Annotated in this window: 22 protein-coding genes; 11 read left to right on the top strand and 11 right to left on the bottom strand. The window is 71.0% G+C overall.

The genetic code is table 11. The features are described from left to right. Nucleotides 1–7 precede the first annotated feature (7 nt). Both C7M71_RS12655 and C7M71_RS12650 read right to left on the bottom strand, forming a co-directional pair. The gene (locus C7M71_RS12655; RefSeq protein WP_111490877.1) at nucleotides 8–532 is read right to left on the bottom strand and encodes a DUF6879 family protein; all 525 of its coding nucleotides are present in this window, start codon (nucleotides 530–532) and stop codon (nucleotides 8–10) included. Beyond that, nucleotides 501–746: a hypothetical protein gene (locus tag C7M71_RS12650; RefSeq protein ID WP_111490878.1), complete on the bottom strand. Its 246-nt coding sequence runs from the start codon at nucleotides 744–746 to the stop codon at nucleotides 501–503. Before C7M71_RS12650 ends, C7M71_RS12655 begins: the two co-directional genes overlap by 32 nt. A 636-nt stretch (nucleotides 747–1,382) precedes the next feature. Between C7M71_RS12650 and C7M71_RS12640 the strand changes: the two genes are divergently transcribed. Together C7M71_RS12640 and C7M71_RS12635 are read left to right on the top strand one after the other, a co-directional pair. Beyond that, nucleotides 1,383–2,174: a thioesterase II family protein gene (locus tag C7M71_RS12640; RefSeq protein ID WP_111490880.1), complete on the top strand. Its 792-nt coding sequence runs from the start codon at nucleotides 1,383–1,385 to the stop codon at nucleotides 2,172–2,174. Between the two features lie 107 nt (nucleotides 2,175–2,281). Continuing rightward, entirely contained in the window at nucleotides 2,282–3,025 is a 744-nt protein-coding gene (locus C7M71_RS12635; RefSeq protein ID WP_111490881.1) for a class I SAM-dependent DNA methyltransferase, read from the top strand. Nucleotides 3,026–3,027: 2 nt separating this feature from the next. On the opposite strand, the gene C7M71_RS12630 is transcribed toward C7M71_RS12635, so the two are convergent. Next, a complete protein-coding gene (locus tag C7M71_RS12630) occupies nucleotides 3,028–5,496 on the bottom strand; it encodes an HAD-IC family P-type ATPase (RefSeq protein WP_111490896.1) in 2,469 nt (822 codons plus the stop codon). 40 nt (nucleotides 5,497–5,536) lie between these two features. Further along, on the bottom strand, nucleotides 5,537–5,818 hold the full coding sequence (locus tag C7M71_RS12625) for a DUF2530 domain-containing protein (protein WP_111490882.1): 282 nt from the start codon (nucleotides 5,816–5,818) through the stop codon (nucleotides 5,537–5,539). 292 nt (nucleotides 5,819–6,110) lie between these two features. Between C7M71_RS12625 and C7M71_RS12620 the strand changes: the two genes are divergently transcribed. Together C7M71_RS12620 and cutA are read left to right on the top strand one after the other, a co-directional pair. Next, nucleotides 6,111–7,562: an NCS2 family permease gene (locus C7M71_RS12620; protein ID WP_111490883.1), complete on the top strand. Its 1,452-nt coding sequence runs from the start codon at nucleotides 6,111–6,113 to the stop codon at nucleotides 7,560–7,562. A gap of 174 nt (nucleotides 7,563–7,736) precedes the next feature. Next, nucleotides 7,737–8,069 (top strand): divalent-cation tolerance protein CutA, encoded by a 333-nt coding sequence (gene cutA / locus C7M71_RS12615; protein ID WP_175607675.1) that lies wholly within the window; start codon nucleotides 7,737–7,739, stop codon nucleotides 8,067–8,069. Between the two features lie 4 nt (nucleotides 8,070–8,073). Here the strand turns inward: cutA and C7M71_RS31690 are convergent, their stop codons facing one another. Next, on the bottom strand, nucleotides 8,074–8,385 hold the full coding sequence (locus C7M71_RS31690) for a hypothetical protein (protein ID WP_229758687.1): 312 nt from the start codon (nucleotides 8,383–8,385) through the stop codon (nucleotides 8,074–8,076). 130 nt (nucleotides 8,386–8,515) lie between these two features. Here C7M71_RS31690 and C7M71_RS31685 point away from each other — a divergent pair, with 130 nt between their 5' ends. Beyond that, the gene (locus tag C7M71_RS31685; RefSeq protein ID WP_229758686.1) at nucleotides 8,516–9,058 is read left to right on the top strand and encodes a hypothetical protein; all 543 of its coding nucleotides are present in this window, start codon (nucleotides 8,516–8,518) and stop codon (nucleotides 9,056–9,058) included. Nucleotides 9,059–9,363: 305 nt separating this feature from the next. Then, a complete protein-coding gene (locus C7M71_RS12605) occupies nucleotides 9,364–9,798 on the top strand; it encodes an ATP-binding protein (RefSeq protein WP_162824229.1) in 435 nt (144 codons plus the stop codon). A 173-nt stretch (nucleotides 9,799–9,971) separates the two neighbouring features. Here the strand turns inward: C7M71_RS12605 and C7M71_RS12600 are convergent, their stop codons facing one another. Continuing rightward, a complete protein-coding gene (locus tag C7M71_RS12600) occupies nucleotides 9,972–10,322 on the bottom strand; it encodes a hypothetical protein (protein ID WP_111490885.1) in 351 nt (116 codons plus the stop codon). 395 nt (nucleotides 10,323–10,717) lie between these two features. Next, the gene (locus C7M71_RS12590; RefSeq protein WP_111490887.1) at nucleotides 10,718–11,125 is read right to left on the bottom strand and encodes a hypothetical protein; all 408 of its coding nucleotides are present in this window, start codon (nucleotides 11,123–11,125) and stop codon (nucleotides 10,718–10,720) included. A gap of 410 nt (nucleotides 11,126–11,535) precedes the next feature. On the opposite strand from C7M71_RS12590, the gene C7M71_RS12585 reads away from it, so the two are divergent. Next, nucleotides 11,536–12,309: an aminotransferase class IV family protein gene (locus C7M71_RS12585; protein ID WP_111490888.1), complete on the top strand. Its 774-nt coding sequence runs from the start codon at nucleotides 11,536–11,538 to the stop codon at nucleotides 12,307–12,309. 51 nt (nucleotides 12,310–12,360) lie between these two features. Here C7M71_RS12585 and C7M71_RS30625 read toward each other — a convergent pair whose 3' ends face one another. The 3 genes from C7M71_RS30625 to C7M71_RS12570 form a co-directional block, all read right to left on the bottom strand. Continuing rightward, nucleotides 12,361–12,579 (bottom strand): hypothetical protein, encoded by a 219-nt coding sequence (locus C7M71_RS30625; RefSeq protein WP_111490889.1) that lies wholly within the window; start codon nucleotides 12,577–12,579, stop codon nucleotides 12,361–12,363. Between the two features lie 489 nt (nucleotides 12,580–13,068). Next, the gene (locus tag C7M71_RS12575) at nucleotides 13,069–13,335 is read right to left on the bottom strand and encodes a hypothetical protein (protein WP_114914343.1); all 267 of its coding nucleotides are present in this window, start codon (nucleotides 13,333–13,335) and stop codon (nucleotides 13,069–13,071) included. A 559-nt stretch (nucleotides 13,336–13,894) separates the two neighbouring features. Then, nucleotides 13,895–14,260: a VOC family protein gene (locus C7M71_RS12570; protein ID WP_175607797.1), complete on the bottom strand. Its 366-nt coding sequence runs from the start codon at nucleotides 14,258–14,260 to the stop codon at nucleotides 13,895–13,897. A gap of 184 nt (nucleotides 14,261–14,444) precedes the next feature. On the opposite strand from C7M71_RS12570, the gene C7M71_RS12565 reads away from it, so the two are divergent. Both C7M71_RS12565 and C7M71_RS12560 read left to right on the top strand, forming a co-directional pair. After that, nucleotides 14,445–14,879, top strand: a complete 435-nt coding sequence (locus C7M71_RS12565) for a MarR family winged helix-turn-helix transcriptional regulator (protein ID WP_111490892.1) — start codon at nucleotides 14,445–14,447, stop codon at nucleotides 14,877–14,879. A gap of 286 nt (nucleotides 14,880–15,165) precedes the next feature. After that, entirely contained in the window at nucleotides 15,166–16,542 is a 1,377-nt protein-coding gene (locus C7M71_RS12560) for an MFS transporter (protein WP_407675981.1), read from the top strand. A gap of 54 nt (nucleotides 16,543–16,596) precedes the next feature. On the opposite strand, the gene C7M71_RS12555 is transcribed toward C7M71_RS12560, so the two are convergent. Beyond that, nucleotides 16,597–17,121, bottom strand: coding sequence for a GNAT family N-acetyltransferase (locus C7M71_RS12555; protein ID WP_175607674.1), 525 nt, complete (start codon nucleotides 17,119–17,121; stop codon nucleotides 16,597–16,599). An 88-nt stretch (nucleotides 17,122–17,209) separates the two neighbouring features. On the opposite strand from C7M71_RS12555, the gene thpR reads away from it, so the two are divergent. Both thpR and C7M71_RS31040 read left to right on the top strand, forming a co-directional pair. After that, nucleotides 17,210–17,656 carry an RNA 2',3'-cyclic phosphodiesterase gene (gene thpR, locus C7M71_RS12550; protein WP_175607673.1) on the top strand — a complete coding sequence of 149 codons (447 nt, stop codon included), beginning with the start codon at nucleotides 17,210–17,212 and terminating at the stop codon, nucleotides 17,654–17,656. After that, a complete protein-coding gene (locus C7M71_RS31040; RefSeq protein WP_175607672.1) occupies nucleotides 17,653–17,811 on the top strand; it encodes a 2'-5' RNA ligase family protein in 159 nt (52 codons plus the stop codon). The genes thpR and C7M71_RS31040 overlap by 4 nt, the downstream gene beginning before the upstream one ends. The last annotated feature ends 409 nt before the right edge of the window (nucleotides 17,812–18,220 follow it).

The following is an 18,220-nucleotide window of genomic DNA, read 5'->3' as shown; positions in this document are numbered from 1 at the left end:
AGACAGGTCAGAGCGTGAATCCCTCGTGCGGTACGCCGCGTTCCCACACGGCCTCGAACGCTGTGTTGCACAGCTTGACCACGTCGGGGTCGCTGGTCAACTCGTGGCCGGCGGACGCACCGTCCCCGGTGAAGTGCCCGAATCGGATCAGCTGGTCGTCGAACAGCCAGAAGTCCGCGCCTGGAAGGGCCAGTGTCGCGGCATCTCTCCGGGGCAACCAACGCACGCGCTCACCGGCCTGTACGTTCAGATAGGTTCCGGCGTGCTCATACCGGATGTACTCGCTGACCGGTACGGAGACGATCCGGGCACGCCGCATGACGACGCCACGACGGACGGTCTCGCCCACCAGGTCCAGCCACGGCTGGCGCCGCTGGACCGATGCCGCACTGATCGTGCCGAGCCGCTGCCACTCGGCGAAGTCCTCAGCTTCGGACGCGACGCCATAGATGTCCCGCATCTCCAAATGGACAGCGGACCGATGGCAGTCCTTGATCAGCTCAGCGAACGTCGGCACGTTCCTCGGCTGCATCGCACGCCTTCCTGATGAGCGGCACCATGCGGGCCGGAACTCTGATCACTGCCTCCGTGTCGGGGATGTGCCCGACCGTGCGGCATTCCGCTTCGGTCTCCTCGTCGGCCTTCCAACCCTGGAAGACGAGATCCGCCGATGCGTCGTCCACCCACACGGTCGGGCAGTCGTCGCCGTTGGTGTTGGGGTCCTTGCCGAAGAACAGTAGAGCCATGACCTTGCCCCCTGCCTGACTGGCTGCGTTCGGTGGCATGAGCGTCGCCCGAGTGGGCGGGGCCGTCAAGGGTGCCCCATGCGCCAAGCTTGGTACCCGCCGACACGCCTGCGTCTCCAACCCCGGCGCTGCCCGACGCCCACCTGCTCACCCTGCGTGTGAGCCCTCGGCGCCGCCGAGATCGCCGCCAACCCCGCCCCGAACACCACTGCGGTGGCGCACCAGGAGGCCACGTCACGCGCGGACAGCAGGACCGAGTCGTTCGCATAGCCGACCAGTGTCGCCAGGACCAGCCAGCCGACGCATGCCGCCTCTCCGGCGGAGACCCCTCCCAGCGCCCTGACCGCCAGCACGGCGACGGTCCGGGAGAGGGCTACCGCCGCGACCCGGTCGGCTCGGGTGAGCCTCCCGTTGGCCCGGGTGCCCGGTAGGCTCCGGGTGGTTGGGAGGCTGCACCGCGCCCGGCCGCGTCGGGAGAGCGCATGAACGCCAGGAGCCGTGAGATCGGCCTCGGGCAGGGCGAGCGGGCCGTCCCGCTGGGGGCCGCCTGCCGGAGACGGCTGGGTCGGGTCGGCTGGTTCCGAGGGCCGGGGAGTTCTGCATGGAGCGAGGCGTGGAAGAGCGAGGCGAGCGAGCATGACCACCATGACAAGCGGTACGGGCCGCTGGCTGCGGCAGGGCGTCCGGCCCGGCGGGGGCGCGGTCGGGGGCGGGGACGGAGGCGGGGTGCGGCCGCGCGGTCGGCTGGTCTGCTTCCCGCACGCCGGCGGCACCGCCACCCTCTACCAGGGCTGGGGCCGCCTGCTGCCGCCGGAGTTGGAGCAACTGTCCGTCCAGTACCCCGGCCGGCAGGACAGGTTCGCCGAACCCTGCGTCGAAGCCATGGAGGAGCTGGCGGACCGGGCAGCCGAGGCGCTGGCCGCGCTGCCCGCCCTGCCGACCGTGATCTTCGGCCACAGCATGGGCGCCCTGGTGGCGTACGAGGTCGCCCGTCGGCTCGAACAGGGCCAAGGGGCCTCGCCGGTGGTGCGGCTCTTCGCGTCCGCCGCCCCGGCGCCGGGTATCGAACGGGACAGCCTCCCGAGCCTGGACGACGACGCGCTGATCGCCTACGCGTGCGGCCAGGGCGGCCCGTCCGTCGACGCATACGGCGAACCCGAGCTGCGGCCGCTGCTGATGCCGTCCCTGCGCGCGGACTTCCGGCTGCTCACGGAGTACCGGCCGGACGGCCCGGCGACCCCGCTGCGGGCCCCGATCACCGCGCTCGGCGGCGACCGGGACGCCGGTTGCACCCCCGCCGACCTCTCCACCTGGTCCGACCTGACCACCGCCGGCTGCGACCTCCGGGTCTTCCCCGGCGGCCACTTCTACCTGCACGACTGCGAAGCCGAACTGGTCGGCCTGGTCACCGCATGCCTTTCCCGGTGACGACCGCTCACGGGCTGCGCCCTCCGGCGTAGGCGCGGCGGTGGTGGCCCGGGTGCGGGGCGGATAATCGCTGGACAGCGCTCCGGCCGACGGCGAGCGTTGGCGGAATGGAGCAGCAGAACATCTGGGACGCCGATACTGCCCGCCGCTACGACACGCCCGGATCCGGCATGTTCGCACCCGAGGTCGTGGGGCCGACCGTGGACCGCCTCGCCCAGCTCGCCGGGGATGGAGCGGCACTTGAGTTCGCCATCGGGACCGGCCGGGTGGCCGTCCCGCTCGCCGAGCGAGGAGTCCCGGTCACCGGCGTCGAGTTGTCACCGCCGATGGTGGAGCAACTGCGTACCAAGGTGGACGAAGCGACGATCCCCGTCATCATGGGGGACATGGCGACCACTGTCGTACCCGGCAGGTACACGCTGGTCTACCTCGTCTACAACACGATCTCCAACCTGCTGACCCAGGCCGAGCAGGTCGAGTGCTTCCGCAACGCTGCCCGCCACCTCGCGCCCGGTGGTCGATTCGTGGTCGAGCTCTGGGTGCCTGAGCTGCGCAAGCTCCCGCCGGGCCAGACGGCCACCGTCTGGCAGTCCGAACCCGGCTACATCGGTTTGGACACCTATGACGTCCTGCATCAGCACGTCGTATCGCACCACTTCCGCTTTGACGAGACCACGCAGGCCGAACTGTTCCGCAGCCCCCACCGCTACATCTGGCCGGCCGAACTCGACCTTATGGCCCAGTTGGCCGGATTCGAACTGGAGGCCAGGAATGCGGACTGGGCCGGCGCCGCATTCACCGCCGAGTCGCGTTCCCATGTCTCCGTCTATCGAATCCCACCGGTGAAGTAGCCTCAGCCGAGCCGCTTGCCGACCACCCGCCAGACGACCTCCAGCAGCACCGCCGCGACCGCCGCGATGCCGACCGCCGTCCATGGGCCCCGGGTGCCCTGCAAGGAGAGCTGGAAGAAGTCCGACAGCCACGGCACGGTCAGCACCAGCGCGAACCCCGCCACCATGGCCAGGATCAGCAGCACCCGCCACCAGGTGTACGGCCGCGCCACGATCGCCAGCACCCAGACCGCCACCAGGAAGAGGGTCAGCGTCGCCACGCTGGTGTCGGCCTCGCGGCCGGTGGCGTGGTCGGCGCGGGCCAGCATGTACGCCGTGAAGGTCGCCGCACCCGCGATCACCCCGCCGGGTACGGCCAGCCGCGTCACCCGCCGGACGAACCCGGCCCGTGCCCGCTCCCCGTTGGGCGCCAGGGCCAGGAAGAACGCCGGGATGCCGATGGTCAGCGAGGAGAGCACCGTCGAGTGCCGGGGCAGGAACGGGTAGGGCACCCGGGTGCAGACCACCAGCACGGCCAGCAGCACCGAGTACACCGTCTTCACCAGGAAGAGGTTGGCCACCCGCTCGATGTTGCCGATCACCCGGCGGCCCTCGGCCACCACCGACGGCAGGGTGGCGAAACGGTTGTCCAGCAGCACGATCTGCGCCACCGCCCGGGTCGCCTCGCTGCCCGAACCCATGGCCACCCCGATGTCGGCGTCCTTGAGCGCCAGGACGTCATTGACGCCGTCGCCGGTCATCGCCACCGTGTGGCCGCGCGACTGGAGAGCGCCGACCATGTCCCGCTTCTGCTGCGGGCTGACCCGGCCGAAGACGGCATGCCCGTCCACCACGGCCGCCATCTTCTCCGCGTCGGCGGGCAGCGTACGGGCGTCCACCGGGTCGTCGGCGCCCGGCAGCCCGAGGGTGGCGGCGACCGCGCCCACCGACAGGGCGTTGTCACCGGAGATCACCTTGGCCGCGACGCCCTGCTCGGCGAAGTAGCGCAGGGTACCGGCGGCGTCGTCGCGCAGCCGCTGCCGCAGCACCACCAGGGCCTGCGGCGCCAGGCCGACCGCCGGGTCGGGGGCGTCCAGCGGGGTCTCGCCGCGTCCCAGCAGCAGTACCCGCAGGCCCTGGGCGCCCAGGGCGTCCACGTCCGCCAGTACCGGGTGGCCGGGCGGCAGCAGGACATCCGGGGCGCCGAGCAGCCAGGTGGCCTCCGCGCCGTCCGGCTCGGCCAGCCGGGCGCCGCTCCACTTGCGGGCGGAGGAGAACGGCGCGGCGGCGCGCACCTCCCAGGCGGGTCCGCCGCTGCCACTGCTGTTGCCGCTGCCGCTGCCGCTGCCGCTGCCCGCGTACGCGTCGAGGACGGCCTGCATGGAGGCGTTGGGACGCGGGTCGGCCCCGCCCAGGGCGACCAGGGCCCGCTGGGCGGCGTCCTGCGGGCGGCCGTCCAGCAGCCGCAGCTCGGCGATGTCCATGGAGCCCTCGGTGAGGGTGCCGGTCTTGTCCAGGCAGACGGTGTCCACCCGCGCCAGGCCCTCGATCGCGGGCAGCTCCTGCACCAGGCACTGCCGGCGGCCCAGCCGCACCACCCCGACGGCGAACGCCACCGAGGTCAGCAGCACCAGCCCCTCCGGCACCATGGGTACGATTCCGGCCACCATGCGGCGGACCGCCTCGCGCCAGTCGTTGCGCTCCACCACCAGCTGGCTGACCACCAGCCCGAGCGCGGTGGGCACCAGCAGATAGGTGACAAAGCGCAGGATGGTGTCGATGCCGGTCCGCAACTCGGAGCGGACCAGGGTGAAGCGGCTGGCCTCGGCGGCGAGCTGCGCCGCGTACGCCTCCCGGCCGACCTTGGTCGCGGTGAAGGCGCCGGACCCGGCGACCACGAAGCTGCCGGACATCACCGGGTCGCCGGGCCGCTTGAGCACCGGATCGGCCTCGCCGGTCAGCAGCGACTCGTCAACCTCCAGGCCGTCCGCCGCGCTGAGGGTGCCGTCCACCACCACCTTGTCGCCGGAGCCCAGCAGCACGGTGTCGTCCAGCACGATCGCCGCGACGGCGACCTCCGCCACCCGGCCGTCGCGGCGCACCCGGGGGCGCGACTCGCCGATGACGGCCAGGCTGTCCAGGGTCCGCTTGGCGCGCAGCTCCTGGATGATGCCGATGGCGGTGTTGGCCACGATGACAAAGCCGAAGAGTCCGTCCTGGATCGGTCCGACCACCAGGATGATCACAAACAGCAGGCCGATGATCGCGTTGAAGCGGGTGAAGACATTGGCGCGGACGATCTCGGCGGTGGACCGGCTGGACCGTACCGGGACGTCATTGACCTCTCCGCGCGCCACCCGCTCCGCGACCTCGGCCGCCGTCAGCCCGTCCGGCCTCGTATCCGGCCTTGCGTCAGGCTTCGCGTCCGGCCTCACGTGCGGCTGGCCCTCGGGGGCGGTGCCGTCGGTGATGTCCTGCACCCGTTCGGTCATGCCTTCGACCATACGGGCCGTCGTGGCGGAGCGCCGCCGCTCAGTCGCCGGTCGGGGGCTGTCCGTGCTCGGCTGCGGCGGCCTCCCGCGAGCGGCGGATGGCGGCGCGGCGGGCGCGGCAGTACCAGATGCCGATCAGGCCGAGCCCGGCTCCGGCGAGGCAGGTCCACGACCAGAGACCGTGGCCGGCGTCGGAGAGCCGGCTCTGGAACGGGATCAGCACCAGGAAGCCCACGAACCACAGCACGGTGCCGCCGGTGACGATGGCGACGTCGTTCGCCTCCAGTGGCTCGGGGGCGGGGCGCAGTGCGGGCCTCTCCATGGGTCGCCTCTCCGGTGTGGTGCTGATCGTGATGGTGCGGGCGCGAGGTGCGGGCGGGGTGTGCGGGCGGGGTGTGCGGGCACGGGGTGTGCGCGCCGTCCAGCCTACGGGCAGCGGGTCTCCGGTCCGAGCGGTGGGTGGGCTTCGTCTACGCGCGAAGATGGCATCTGACCGATCAGTAACCGCATACTGAACTGTCCGGTTGTAATCGGCGTGTCGTCTTGACCGGACCGCCGCCCGGCCAGCGTCGCCCCGGGCGGGCAGTCCGTAGCCCCCACCCCGAGGACACCGCATGCCCACGCTGGCCACGTCTACGGCCAAGTCGCCCGAGTCCACCCCGCTGCCGAAGAACGGCCTCGACCGGTACTTCCGGATCACCGAGCGCGGTTCCTCCTTCGCTCGCGAGATCCGTGGCGGTGTCGCCACCTTCTTCACGATGGCGTACATCATCGTGCTGAACCCGATCATCCTGTCCTCAGGTGTGGACAAATACGGCCATCACCTGTCGGCCGGACAACTGGCCACCGCCACCGTGGTGACCGCCGCGCTCACCACGCTGCTGATGGGCGTCATCGGCAATGTGCCGATCGCGCTCGCCGCCGGCCTCGGCGTCAACACGGTCGTCGCCCTCCAGCTGGCACCCCGGATGAGCTGGCCCGACGCGATGGGCATGGTCGTCCTGGCCGGGTTCGCCATCATGCTGCTGGTCGCCACCGGGCTGCGGGAACGGGTCATGGCGGCGGTGCCGATCGGGCTCCGCAAGGCCATAGCCATCGGTATCGGCCTCTTCATCGCCCTGATCGGCCTGGTGGACGCCGGCTTCGTCAGCCGCATCCCGGACGCCGCCCACACCACCGTGCCGCTCCAGCTCGGCGCCACCGGGCACCTCAACGGCTGGCCCGTGCTGATCTTCATACTCGGCGTGCTGCTCACCCTGGTCCTGCTGGTCCGCAAGGTCCCCGGCGCCATCCTGATCAGCATCGCGGCCATGACGGTGCTCGCCGTGGTGATCGACTCCATCGCCCACATCTCCCCGCTGAACTGGGGCCTCACCGTCCCCAAGTGGCCCGGCAACCCGGTCGCCGTGCCCGACTTCGGGCTGATCGGCAAGGTCAGCCTCTTCGGCGGGTTCAAGGACGTCGGCATCCTCACCGGTGTCCTCTTCGTCTTCACCGTGCTGCTGTCCTGCTTCTTCGACGCGATGGGCACCATCCTCGGCGTCAGCGACGAGGCCAAGCTGCTGGACGACAAGGGCGAGCTGCCCGGCATCAACAAGGTGCTGATGATCGACGGCATCGCCACCGCCGCCGGCGGCGCCACCTCCTGCTCGGCCAACACCTGCTTCGTGGAGTCCACCGCCGGCGTCGGCGAAGGCGCCCGGACCGGCTTCGCCAGCGTCATCACCGGCGCCCTCTTCGTCGTCGCCCTCTTCCTCACCCCGCTGGCCACCATGGTCCCCGCCCAGGCCGCCACCCCGGCCCTGGTCGCGGTCGGCTTCCTGATCCTGGCCAACAGCATCGGCGACATCGACTGGACCGACTGGACCATCGCCGTCCCGGCCTTCCTGACCATGGTGATCATGCCGTTCACCTACTCCATCACTATCGGCCTAGGTGTGGGTTTCGTGGTGTACACGATCCTCAACGCGGCCGTCGGTAACCGGCGGCGAGTGCCCATCCCGATGTACGTGGTGTCGGCGGTCTTCCTTTTCTACTTCATGATGCCTTCGCTGAACCTCACCTGATCAGCAGGACGCAGGTACGGACCCCTCTCCGCAGAGAGGGGTCCGTTCTTGTATGGCCGGCGCTGCCCGGCTCGATCAGCCGGACGGGCCGACGCGGCCCCTGGGACCGGCGCCCGTGGCATCGGTCCTGCAAAACGCCCTGGCTGAGGCGCCGACGTGGTTACGATCGCGAACATGTCTGACTTCGTGCAGGTGTCCACAGCGACGGAGAACCGCGAGGCGGCGGAGAAGCTGGCGCGGTCGGTAGTGGAGGCTCGGCTCGCAGCCGGGGCCCAGATCGTCGGACCGGTGGTGTCGGTCTTCTGGCACCTGGGGGAGTTCGGTACGGGGGAGGAGTGGCAGCTCCTCTTCAAGACGCGGGCCGACCGGTACCCGGAGCTTGAGGCGCACCTGCTGGAGCACCACCCTTGGAAGAACCCGGAGATCGTTGCCGCGCCGATCGTCGCGGGCGCCGACGCGTACCTCGACTGGGTCCGCAAGACAACGGAGCCTGAGCCCTCGGCCTGAGCCGTCAGGAGGCGCGGGCCTTCTCCAGGACCTCGGCCACCTGGGGCAGCTCGCGGTGTGCGGCGAGCTGCTGGAGAACAGGCGTGACCCGCTGCCGGGGCCGCACGGACGCGACCCCGGCGGAGAGGTCAAGGACACGGCCGGTGATCGCGGCTGCCTGCTCGATCTCGCCTGCGGCCAGATAGGAATCCGCGAGCCAGGAGAGGTAGAGAGCCTTGTCCCGGGCGTGGGCGTCGTCGAACCCCGCAAGGACCTGTTCCAGCACCGGGACGGCGCGCAGCGGCCGGCGGAGTTCGGTCCAGCAACGGCCGGTCATGATCTGGAGTTCGTTGCGGTCTACCCATACGACCCAGTCGGGCTGCGGGGTGCCTGCGGCGTCCGGTTGCCTCGGTGTAGCTCCCCTCCCGGAGCAGAGCCTTGGTGTTCTGGTACTCGCCGAGATAGACGTGATAGGTGTCACCGCCGCCGAGTACGTCGTCCAGGCGCCGCAGGCGCGCAGCGCGCTCCCGGAGCCGGCCGGGTACATCGGCACCGATCCTGCGACCGTTCGGGAACTGGGAGAGGTCGGGAGGAGCTATGAAAAGCCCGGCCCCGGCAAGCGATGTACAGAAGAACTCCCTGCGCAGCACTGGATCGACTCCGTTCGGATCGTCGGCAATCCCACCGTGCGGACCGGCGGGGCTTGCTCCACGCGGCGCGGGGACGGACAGCAGGGACGGCGCAGCGGCTTCCCAGAGGCGCGGCGCAAGACCGAGCAGGTGTCCTGGGATCCGCAGAGCTTCGGCGATCTGCGAGATCTTCTCGAACGTGGTGATGCTGCCCTCGCCCCGGGCGAGTCGGCCGACCCGCTCGGGCTTGATGTCGCACGCTTCGGCGATCTTCGAAAAGCTGATTCCGCCCCACTTGCGGGCAAGAGCGAAGACCGTGCCGAAGTCGTGCTGTGCGAGAGCCGCGCGCACATCGTCGCGATTCAGGACATGCGGTGGTAGGGCTGCTGGCGATTCGTAGGCGGTCATCTCGTGTCCCGTACGCCTTCGATGACAGTCTGTCGCAAGGACCTGACCGTGAGTGTACCCATCCTGGGTACCCCCTCGTTGGGGAAGAGATCCACCTCCCTTCCGCAGGAACCTACTTGGCATCAGACCGGGGGACCGACCCGGCGAAGCGAAGGACGGTGAGCCGTGCGATGGATGCGGGTCGAACTGCGGGAACTGCCCTACCGGAGGCGGGACCGGCCGGGGCCTCGGGTGGTCCTGCGGAGGTCCCTCACCGGTACCGGTCGCTCTGCCTCCAGGTGGACTCTCCGGACGCCGCCCAGGTGGCGCGAGAGGTCACCGCGCTGACCCTGGGCCGCTGGGGTCTGATCCACTTCGTGCCGGACGTGCAGCTCTGCGTCTCGGAGCTGGTCGGCAACGCGGTGCTGCACGCGATCCCGGACGACTGCCCCGGCTGGCTCAGCCGGCGGCGGACGCTCACGGTGACGTGGCGCAAGTGGCCCGCCTGGCTCGTCCTGGACGTCGCCGACGCGGATCCGAACGCGCCCACCTTGCCGATGGGGGAGATGTTCGGCCCGGACCTGGCGGACGAACTGCCGGAGGCGACGCTGCCCACGCACGGCCGGGGGCTGCACATCGTCCGCACGCTGGCGGACTTCGTGTGGTGGTCGCCTCGCGATGAGGGCGGCAAGAGCGTCTTCTGCCGCTTCGACCTGACCGGATGCCCCGCGTGAGCGCCAGACTGCGGCGCCCGGAGTGGTGGTGCGCGGCTGAGGAGTGGTGGTGGCGGCACGTCTCGCACCGCGCGCTCTTCCAGGCACCGGCAGGTCTGCGGACCGGGCGGGCACCTCGGAGAGCTTCAGCTCGATCTGCTCGAAGGTGGTTGGCGCCGGTGGTGCAGCTGGAGTCATCCGACCGCCTCCCACACCGTCGCGGTGCCGAGGAACGCCCCGCTGGTGAACTTGCCGAACACGATGAAGGCGATGCGGCCGGCCGAGGTCTCCACACAGAGCCGGTCGCCTTCCTCCACCCGAAGCATCTGGACCGCCTGCGACTGCAGCAGTTCGGCACAGGCCTGGCGTGAGGGCGTGCCCGACCCGGTGTAAGGGGCCAGCGCCGGATGCTGGAAAAGGAGGTCGCCGGCTGTTCCGAAGGCCGTTGCGCCTTGGGCGTCCAGATTCGGGTAGAGCACCTGAAAGCCGTCTATGCCGTCGCTGCTGCGTACGGTTGGCGGCTTGGTGTCCAGGTTGAGGGCCACGAGTCGAACCGTGCCGGAGAAACGTACGCTGTCCCGGGCCTCAACTTCCCGCGAGGGCTGGGGTGATGAGGGGGCTGCCGCCGGGCCGCCTGCTCCCGGTCCCCTGCCTTTCGGATCGACGGTGGCGCCGGAGGATGCGTCCTGGCCTGCTGACGGGCCCTGCTGCGAGTTCCAACCCTGGCCGAGGCCTCCGGTGAGTTTCACAGCGACGAGCGCTCCGATGCACGCTGCGGCGACGGCGACCGCGAGGAACGCGATGCCCTTCCCCGGGGACCGCCTGGGTCCGGAGGGCGGGAGGGTCGTGATGTACATGTCTCCGCCGGCCTGGTTCGTCTGTGAGCCGTTGGAGGCACTGGCGTCCTGGCGCTGCCAGGGGTTCGGGTTGTTGGGGTGGGTCACTTGGTGGTGACAATCGTGATGTTCCCGCCCGCCTGGTTCACGGTGCTGCCGCCGGTGGCGCGTGCGGTCTGGTGGACCTGCCGGGGTGCCGGGGCGGCCACTTGGAGGCTGTCGAGCAGTTGCTCGAGTTGCGGGACCAGCTCCGGGTTCTCCTCAAGGTGACGGCGCAGTCGACGTCGCCACTCCTGCTGGACGACTTCCGCGGTCGGCGCGTCCTCGCCGACCGGGTTTCTCATTTCCTCTCGGATCGCGTCGAGGTCGCGAGCGATGACCTCACCCTGTCCCGGGTAGATCTGCTGCCACAGCGCGGCGATTCCGTCGCGTAGCAGTGCCCAGGACTCGGTGACCATGAGTCTGGTGATGGCTGGTGCCGCGACGCGCGCCAGTTCCGCAATCTGATCCACGGTGGTCCCCCCACTCGCTTTCAAAGCCAGCTTCCAGACGCTGATTCAGAGGCCTCAGCATAGATGCGTTCCCTGCGCGGGGCAGCCGTCTGCCGTGAGTGATTTGACTGCGCTGTGGGGGAGTTGGGCCCCTCCTCGGTGCGGGTCGGCGTCGTGGTTCGCAGCAGCCGGGCCCCTTACCCACGGCCGGGGGCTGCACATCGTCCGTACCCTGGCGGACCTCGTGTGGTGGGCGCCCCGCGGCGGCGGCGGCAAGAGCGTCTTCTGCCGCTTCGACCTGACGGGATCTTCCGCGCGGAGCAGCCTGGTCATCGGGCAACTCCGGGACTGAGTGCCCGGCTTGACGCGGCCTGGTGCCGGGCTGCTCGGAGACGGGGTCAGGTGGCGTGGCTCAGTGCCATGCTGGGCGCATGGCGGAACTGAACGGCACCCCGATCGGCCTGGAAGACCTCCAGGTTCTCGCCCTGACCAATTACGGGCACTTCACCTCGATGCGGGTCGAGGACGGACGTGTGCGCGGGCTTTCGCTGCATCTGGCCCGGCTGGTGCGTGACTGCCGGGCTGTGTTCGGCGTCGAGCTTGATGTGGACCGGGTGCGAGAGTTCGCCCGGCGGTTGGTGCCGGCCGTGGGAGCCTGCGTGGTCCGGGTGACCGTCTTCGACCCCGCCATGGACGTGGGGCAGGTCGGATCGGACGCGCATCCCCAGGTGCTGGTGACGACCCGGCCCGCCGGTCCGCTTCCTCTTCCTCCGCTGCGGGTGCAGTCGGTCGTCTACACCCGTGACCTGCCCGCCGTGAAGAGCGTCGGCCTGTTCGGCTCGCTCAGGCATCGACGTGCCGCCCAGCGTGCCGGCTTCGACGATGCGCTGTTCGTCGACACCCGGTCGGTCATCTCCGAGGGCGGCACCTGGAACGTCGGCTTCGTCAAGGACGGCGAGGTCAGCTGGCCGGACGCCGACTGCTTGGTCGGCACCACCATGGAGCTGCTGCGCAGGGTCCACCCGTCGACCATGGACTCCGTACGGCTGGCTGACCTCGCCGACTTCGATGCCGTGTTCGCCACCAACATCGGCATTGGCGTCCGGGCCATCAGTGGTGTCGACGACCTCGTCCTGCCTGGCAGTCACCCCGTCATCGAGCAGCTTCGCAAGGAGTACGACGAACTTCCCGGCGATCCGCTGTAGAGCTGCCGTGGCGGCGGTGGAGCCTCGAAGGGAGCGGTGCTGAGGGTGGGGTCAGCTATGGATGGTGATGCAGCCCTTGAGGCCGGGGAACTTGTGCCACCAGCCGCATGCCTTGGTGTTGTTGGCGAAGCTCAGACCGACCGCGCTGGATTCGGTGACGGTCTGCCCACGGGAGCCGGACCTGGTGGCGCCCATAAGGCCCCAGGTGTCGCCGATCGACACCTCCGCATAGTCCGTCCAGTCGTACTGGGAGAGCTTCTCGACCTTCACGCTGTCGACGTGCAGCTTTGTTCCGTATACGTAGAAACAGACCGATCCGGACCCGTCCGGGGCGCCCCGGTTTCCCGTGCAGCCGGAGGCGCTCATGGGTGTGACCGTGCCGTCGGAGTCCAGGGAGAAGGTCCCCAGGAGGTGCGAGGATTCGGGGGCGGACCCTGCTGCCGATGCCTGGCCGACACCGACCGAGCAGGCGGCGACAAGGGCGGCGAACAATACCGAGACGGACCGCTTCGAGATGGACTTGATAGGGATCCACTCCTTTGCTGGGGCTTCGGTCGAGAGCAGTGAAAGCTTAAATATCCGATTCTCCGTGGACCATCTAATTTTCAGTCACGGCCTTGTTTCGGACTGGCTTGATCCGGCGTTGCGATATCCGACTTGACGGCATTGTCGGCGGAAACGTCCATTCTTCAGGCGGCGGCGGAGGACGATGTGGCGAGGGCCTCCTTCCGCTGCTGCGGAAGGAGGCCCTCGGGTGGCTCAGGAGGAGCGGGAGTCCAGGGAGTCGGCGTCGCCTCCGGGGCGGCCCCAGTCGTGGCGGTCCGGGGGGCGGTCGCAGTCCCTGCGGTGTTCGGCCCTGCCGTCCCTGCCCTGGCCGGGGCGGCTGGCGAGCAGGTGCTCGGCGGTGTTGGTGCCGTCGGCCGCGCGGGTGCCCATGACGAGTACGGTCTCCCCGGTGCTGAGGTTGCCCGGGGCGGGGGCGCGGAGGCCGTGCCAGGTCCAGGAGGTGCCGTCGGCGCTCTTCACGGTGAGTGTGGAGCCGTTGGTGCTCTCGACGGTGCCGTGTTGCCAGACCCGGATCGTCCAGGTCTTGGCGTCGGGGTCCTGGACGGTGGTCTCGCCGTGGGCCGCGCCGCCGAGGCCGAACCACCTGCCGCTGCCCGGCGGCCCGCCGGGCCTCCCGGGCCCGCCGGGTTGGTCGGGCTGCCCGAGGGTGGTGGGGGCGGCGTTGGTGGCGGGGGCGGGTTCTCGGAGCCGGGGGGCCCTCCCGTGGAGGCGGCGTAGGCGACGGTGCCGCCCGCCGCCACCACGGCGACCGCGACGGCCGCGACGGTCAGCCGCTTCCGTGGCGGCCGCTGGCCGGGGCCGCCGGAGAGGGTCTCCTCGCCGTCGGGCGGCGGGGGGTGCTCTTCCCTGGGTTCGAGCGTCATGGCGTTCTCCCCTCGGCGCTGTGCCGGCGGTGTGCCGGTGGTGTGCCGGTAGGCACGGGGCATGGCCGATGGGCGCCATTCTTCAACAAAGGGGATAAGCAGGGCGTACGGGAACTCACACGGAGTAAGCGGAGCGGGCGGGGCGCGTCCCGCCGTCAGCGGCGGAGGCAGACGCAGAACGGGTGCCCGGACGGGTCGAGCAGCACCCGCCAGGTCTCGCCGGGCTGGAAGTCGGGGCGGGTCGCGCCCAGCTCCAGGCAGTGGGCCTCCGCCTTGTCGAGGTCGTCCACATAGAGGTCGAGGTGGAACTGCTTGGTGCCGTCCGGGTTGGGCCACTGTGGCGCCCGGTAGCCCTCCACCTTGCCGAAGCCCAGCGGTGCGCCGCCGGCCCCGTCGACCATCGCGTACTGCTCCTCGCTGTGGGTGACCTCGCGGCCCAGCAGCCCGCCCCAGAAGCGGGCGAGTGCCTGCGGCTCGGCGCAGTCGATGGTCACCATGGCGAGGTCGGCGAATCCGGTCATGTCGATCACGGCCTTTCGGGGCTGGTCTCTGGTGCGCTGTCCAGCTTGGTGGCCATACCTGACACCTTCTGTCAGGTATGGATCGGGAGTGGTTCAGGAGTGGATCGGGAGTGGTTCGGCAGCGAAACGGGAATGGATCACAACCGACTTTCCTTAGAGAGGGTAATGACCTAGGCTAAGGAACATGCCCGAGATGTCCGAGGACGACCTGGCAGCCGTATCGATGCTGCGGTCCTCCGTCATGCGCCTTTCCCGCCGCCTGCGGCACCAGCGGGTCGAGGAGTCGCTCAGCCCGACCGAGATGTCGGTCCTGGGCACCCTGGCCCACTGCGGCAGGGCGACCCCCGGCGAGCTGGCCCGCAAGGAGCACGTCCAGCCGCCGTCGATGACCAGGATCATCGCGATGTTGGAGGTGAAGGGCCTGGTGCGGAGGGAGCCGCACCCGGAGGACCGCCGCCAGGTGGTGGTGAGCAGCACCGAGCAGGCCGAGGCGATCCTCCAGGAGAGCCGGCGGCGCCGCAACGCGTGGCTCGCGGAACTGGCATCCGGGCTGACCGAGGAGGAATGGGCCGCGATTCGGAACGCGGCCCCGGTGCTGGAGAAGCTGGCGCATCTGTGACCTGAGGGCCGCAGTGCGCCACCCTCCCGGCACCGGACGAGGAGGGGACGAGAACGTGAGGACGACCGCCGCGACCGGCACCGCCGAGAAGGAGCGCAGGACCACGAGGTACCCGACCGCATCCGCACCACGAGGAGAGAGCCCTGTGACACCGCCGGCCGCCGCCACGGCCCTGGCCGCCGCGGCCGATATCGCCGAGACCCCAGAAGCCGCCGAGACCCCTGTCGTCCCCGCCGCCCCGGCAGCCCCCACTGCCACCGCCGGTGCGGGTGACGACGACCCCGAGATACGCACCGCGGCGGCCCCCACCGCCGCAGCCGCCCCCGCGCCCGCCGCCCAGGCCGCCGCCCCCGCCTTGGAGGGCCCCGCCGGGGGGATGTTCTCCTCGCTGCGCGTCCGTAACTACCGCTACTTCTTCGCCGGCCAGGTCGTCTCCAACACCGGCACCTGGATGCAGCGCATCGCCCAGGACTGGCTGGTGCTGAGCCTCACCGGCAGCCCCTTCGCGGTCGGCATCACCACCGCGATGCAGTTCCTGCCCATGCTGTTGCTCGGCCTCTTCGGCGGCGTGGTCGCCGACCGCTACCCCAAGCGCCGCCTGCTGGTCCTGACCCAGGCGGTCATGGGGCTGCTGGCCGCCGGACTGGCGGTGCTCACCCTCGCCGGGGTGGTCACCGTCTACCACGTGTACGCGTTCGCGTTCCTGCTGGGCCTGGTCACGGTGGTGGACAACCCCACCCGGCAGGCGTTTGTCACCGAGATGGTGGGCCCCGGCGCGCTGCGCAACGCGGTCAGCCTCAACGCCGCCAACTTCCAGACCGCCCGGCTGGTCGGCCCCGCCGTGGCCGGACTGCTGATCGCGGCGGTGGGCAGCGGCTGGGCGTTCGGGATCAACGCGCTCTCCTTCGCCGCCGTCATCGGCGGCCTGCTCGCCATGCGCGGCAGCGAGCTGCATCCCTCTCCGGTGCGGCCCCGGGAGAAGGGCCAGCTGCGGGAGGGCCTGCGGTACGTCCGCGAGCGGCCCGAGCTGATCTGGCCGATCGTGCTGGTCGGTTTCATCGGCACCTTTGGATTCAACTTCCCGACGCTGCTCTCCGGCTTCGCCTACGACGTCTTCCATGTCGGCCCAGGGCAGTACGGGCTGCTCAACACCGCGATGGCGGTCGGTTCGCTGGCCGGTGCGCTGCTGGCCGCGCGGCGCCGCTCCAGCCGGCTGCGGATGCTGGTCATGGCGGCGCTGGGCTTCGGCGTGCTGGAGGCGGTCACGGCCTTCGCCCCGGGCTTCTGGCTCTTCGCGGCGATGCTGACCCTGGTCGGCATGGTCGGCCTGACCTTCAACACCACGGCCAACGCCAGCGTGCAGCTCGCCACCGACCCGGCCATGCGCGGCCGGGTGATGGGCCTCTTCATGCTGGTCTTCATGGGCGGGACGCCGATCGGCAGCCCGATCGTGGGCTGGGTCACCGAGCACTTCGGCCCCCGGGTCGGCCTGCTGGCCTGCGGCCTGGTCTCGGCGGCGGCAGCCGGCGTGGTGGCCCTGGTGCTGGTCCGCTCCTCCGGCCTGCGCATCCGGGTGGACCTCCGACCCGGGCGGGGACGGCGGCTGGTCTCCTTCGTACCGCGCCGCCCGGCGACCCGTGAGGAACTGGTCACCGCCTGCTGACCACCACCCGCCTGCGGGCCCGGGCCCCGGCCGGGGCCCGCAGGCGTTCCCGCGTCACGCCGGGGAGAGGCGCTGCTCCAGGATCTGGCCCGGCCAGGGCTCGCGGTCCGGCATGGCGACGGTGAACGGGTCGGTGGCGGTGAAGCCCAGCGCCTCGTACTGCCGGACCAGCTTGCGGTCGTCGCCGCCGTAGCAGTCCACCCGCAGCAGCGTGATGCCCCGGCGGCGGGTCTCGGCCCGGGCGTCCTCGATCAGGGCCGCGCCGACACCGCTGCCGGACAGCGCCCGGTCGGTCACCAGCAGCCGGACGTAGAGCTCGCGTTCGCCGACCGGCGGGGCGTACTCCGGTGGCTCCTCGGCCAGCACGCAGACCCCGGCCGGGCGGCCGTCGACCTCGGCGATACGGACCAGGTGGTCGCGGGCATAGCCCTGGATGCGGTCGGCGGCGGCCGGGCGGGTGGACCACGGGTCGCTGCCCCATTGGCCGGTGCGGCCCCGGGAGGCCAGCCAGGCCACGGCGCCGTCGAGCAGGGAGAGGATGACGGCCGCGTCGTCGGGGCCGCCGGTTCGGATCTTCATGGAACCGTTCCTACCGTTTGCGGGACCGCGACGCCAGACCCGGCCCGATCCATGGCAGTACGGCCGCCGTGCGGGAGGATGGGCAGCCATGAGGCTCTTCGTCGCCGTGGTGCCCCCGCCGGCCGCACTCGCCGAGCTGGCCGCCGTACTGCGCCCGCTGCGGGCCCGCCCGGATGCGCAGCCGCTGCGCTGGACGCCGGCGGAGACCTGGCACCTGACGCTGGCCTTCCTGGGCGAAGTGGACGCGGACGCGCTGCCCGAGCTGGAGCGGCGGCTGGCGCGGGCCGCGCGGCGGCATGAGGCGCATCGGCTGCGGTTCGCCGGCGGCGGGCGGTTCGGGGGGCGGGCGCTCTGGGCCGGGGTGCACGGAGACACCCTGGCGCTGCGTCGGCTGGCCGAGTCGGTGCAGGCCGCGGCGCGGCGTACCGGCCTGGAGGTGGACGACGACCGCCCGTACCGGGCCCATCTCACCCTGGCCCGGAGCGGGGTGCCGCGTGGCGGCGATCGGCGGGCGGGCCGGATCTGCGGGGGTTGAAGGCGGCGCTGGACGACTTCGAGGGGCTGGAGTGGGAGGTGGCCGAGGTGCGGCTGGTGCAGAGCCTCCTCGGCGGCGGACCGGCCCGGTACACGGTGCTGGGCAGCTGGCCGCTGGGCCGCCCGGTGGCCGGGCCGGACCCGGCGCCGGAGTAGTCTCGGGCCCGTGGATCCCAAGACCCGAACCCGCATCGTCACCGGCACCCTGCTCCTGCTTCTGCTGGCCGTGGTGGTGGGGGCGTTGCTGCGCTGACCGGTGGGCTGCTGCCGTGCGGGGGCTTGGGGTGTGGCTGCTGGGCTCGGGGTGGGGTTGGGCGGCACAGGGTGGGGTGGGCTGCCGTGGTGGTGGGGGCGTTGCTGCGCTGACCGGTGGGTTGCTGCCGTGCGGGGGCTTGGGGTGTGGCTGCTGGGCTTGGGGTGGGGTGGGGCGGTACAGGGTGGGGTGGGCTGCCGTGGTGGTGGGGGCGTTGCTGCGCTGACCGGTGGGCTGCTGCCGTGCAGAGGCTTGGGGTGTGGCTGCTGGGCTCGGGGTGGGGTTGGGCTGGGCTGCTGTGGTGGCGGGCTG

Source organism: Peterkaempfera bronchialis (genome assembly GCF_003258605.2).
In the GTDB taxonomy this organism is placed as follows: domain Bacteria; phylum Actinomycetota; class Actinomycetes; order Streptomycetales; family Streptomycetaceae; genus Peterkaempfera; species Peterkaempfera bronchialis.
This window is presented reverse-complemented; position numbering and strand designations above follow the sequence as displayed.

What these genes read in the sequence shown, in the direction of transcription:
- C7M71_RS12630 (WP_111490896.1), bottom strand. Translation starts at nt 5,496, where the DNA reads ATGACCGAACGGGTGCAGGACATCACCGACGGCACCGCCCCCGAGGGC.
- C7M71_RS12620 (WP_111490883.1), top strand. Translation starts at nt 6,111, where the DNA reads ATGCCCACGCTGGCCACGTCTACGGCCAAGTCGCCCGAGTCCACCCCG.
- C7M71_RS12570 (WP_175607797.1), bottom strand. Translation starts at nt 14,260, where the DNA reads ATGACCGGATTCGCCGACCTCGCCATGGTGACCATCGACTGCGCCGAG.
- C7M71_RS12655 (WP_111490877.1), bottom strand. Translation starts at nt 532, where the DNA reads ATGCAGCCGAGGAACGTGCCGACGTTCGCTGAGCTGATCAAGGACTGC.
- C7M71_RS12565 (WP_111490892.1), top strand. Translation starts at nt 14,445, where the DNA reads ATGCCCGAGATGTCCGAGGACGACCTGGCAGCCGTATCGATGCTGCGG.
- C7M71_RS12555 (WP_175607674.1), bottom strand. Translation starts at nt 17,121, where the DNA reads ATGAAGATCCGAACCGGCGGCCCCGACGACGCGGCCGTCATCCTCTCC.
- C7M71_RS12635 (WP_111490881.1), top strand. Translation starts at nt 2,282, where the DNA reads ATGGAGCAGCAGAACATCTGGGACGCCGATACTGCCCGCCGCTACGAC.
- cutA (WP_175607675.1), top strand. Translation starts at nt 7,737, where the DNA reads ATGTCTGACTTCGTGCAGGTGTCCACAGCGACGGAGAACCGCGAGGCG.
- thpR (WP_175607673.1), top strand. Translation starts at nt 17,210, where the DNA reads ATGAGGCTCTTCGTCGCCGTGGTGCCCCCGCCGGCCGCACTCGCCGAG.
- C7M71_RS12650 (WP_111490878.1), bottom strand. Translation starts at nt 746, where the DNA reads ATGGCTCTACTGTTCTTCGGCAAGGACCCCAACACCAACGGCGACGAC.
- C7M71_RS12585 (WP_111490888.1), top strand. Translation starts at nt 11,536, where the DNA reads ATGGCGGAACTGAACGGCACCCCGATCGGCCTGGAAGACCTCCAGGTT.
- C7M71_RS12640 (WP_111490880.1), top strand. Translation starts at nt 1,383, where the DNA reads ATGACCACCATGACAAGCGGTACGGGCCGCTGGCTGCGGCAGGGCGTC.
- C7M71_RS12625 (WP_111490882.1), bottom strand. Translation starts at nt 5,818, where the DNA reads ATGGAGAGGCCCGCACTGCGCCCCGCCCCCGAGCCACTGGAGGCGAAC.
- C7M71_RS31690 (WP_229758687.1), bottom strand. Translation starts at nt 8,385, where the DNA reads ATGACCGGCCGTTGCTGGACCGAACTCCGCCGGCCGCTGCGCGCCGTC.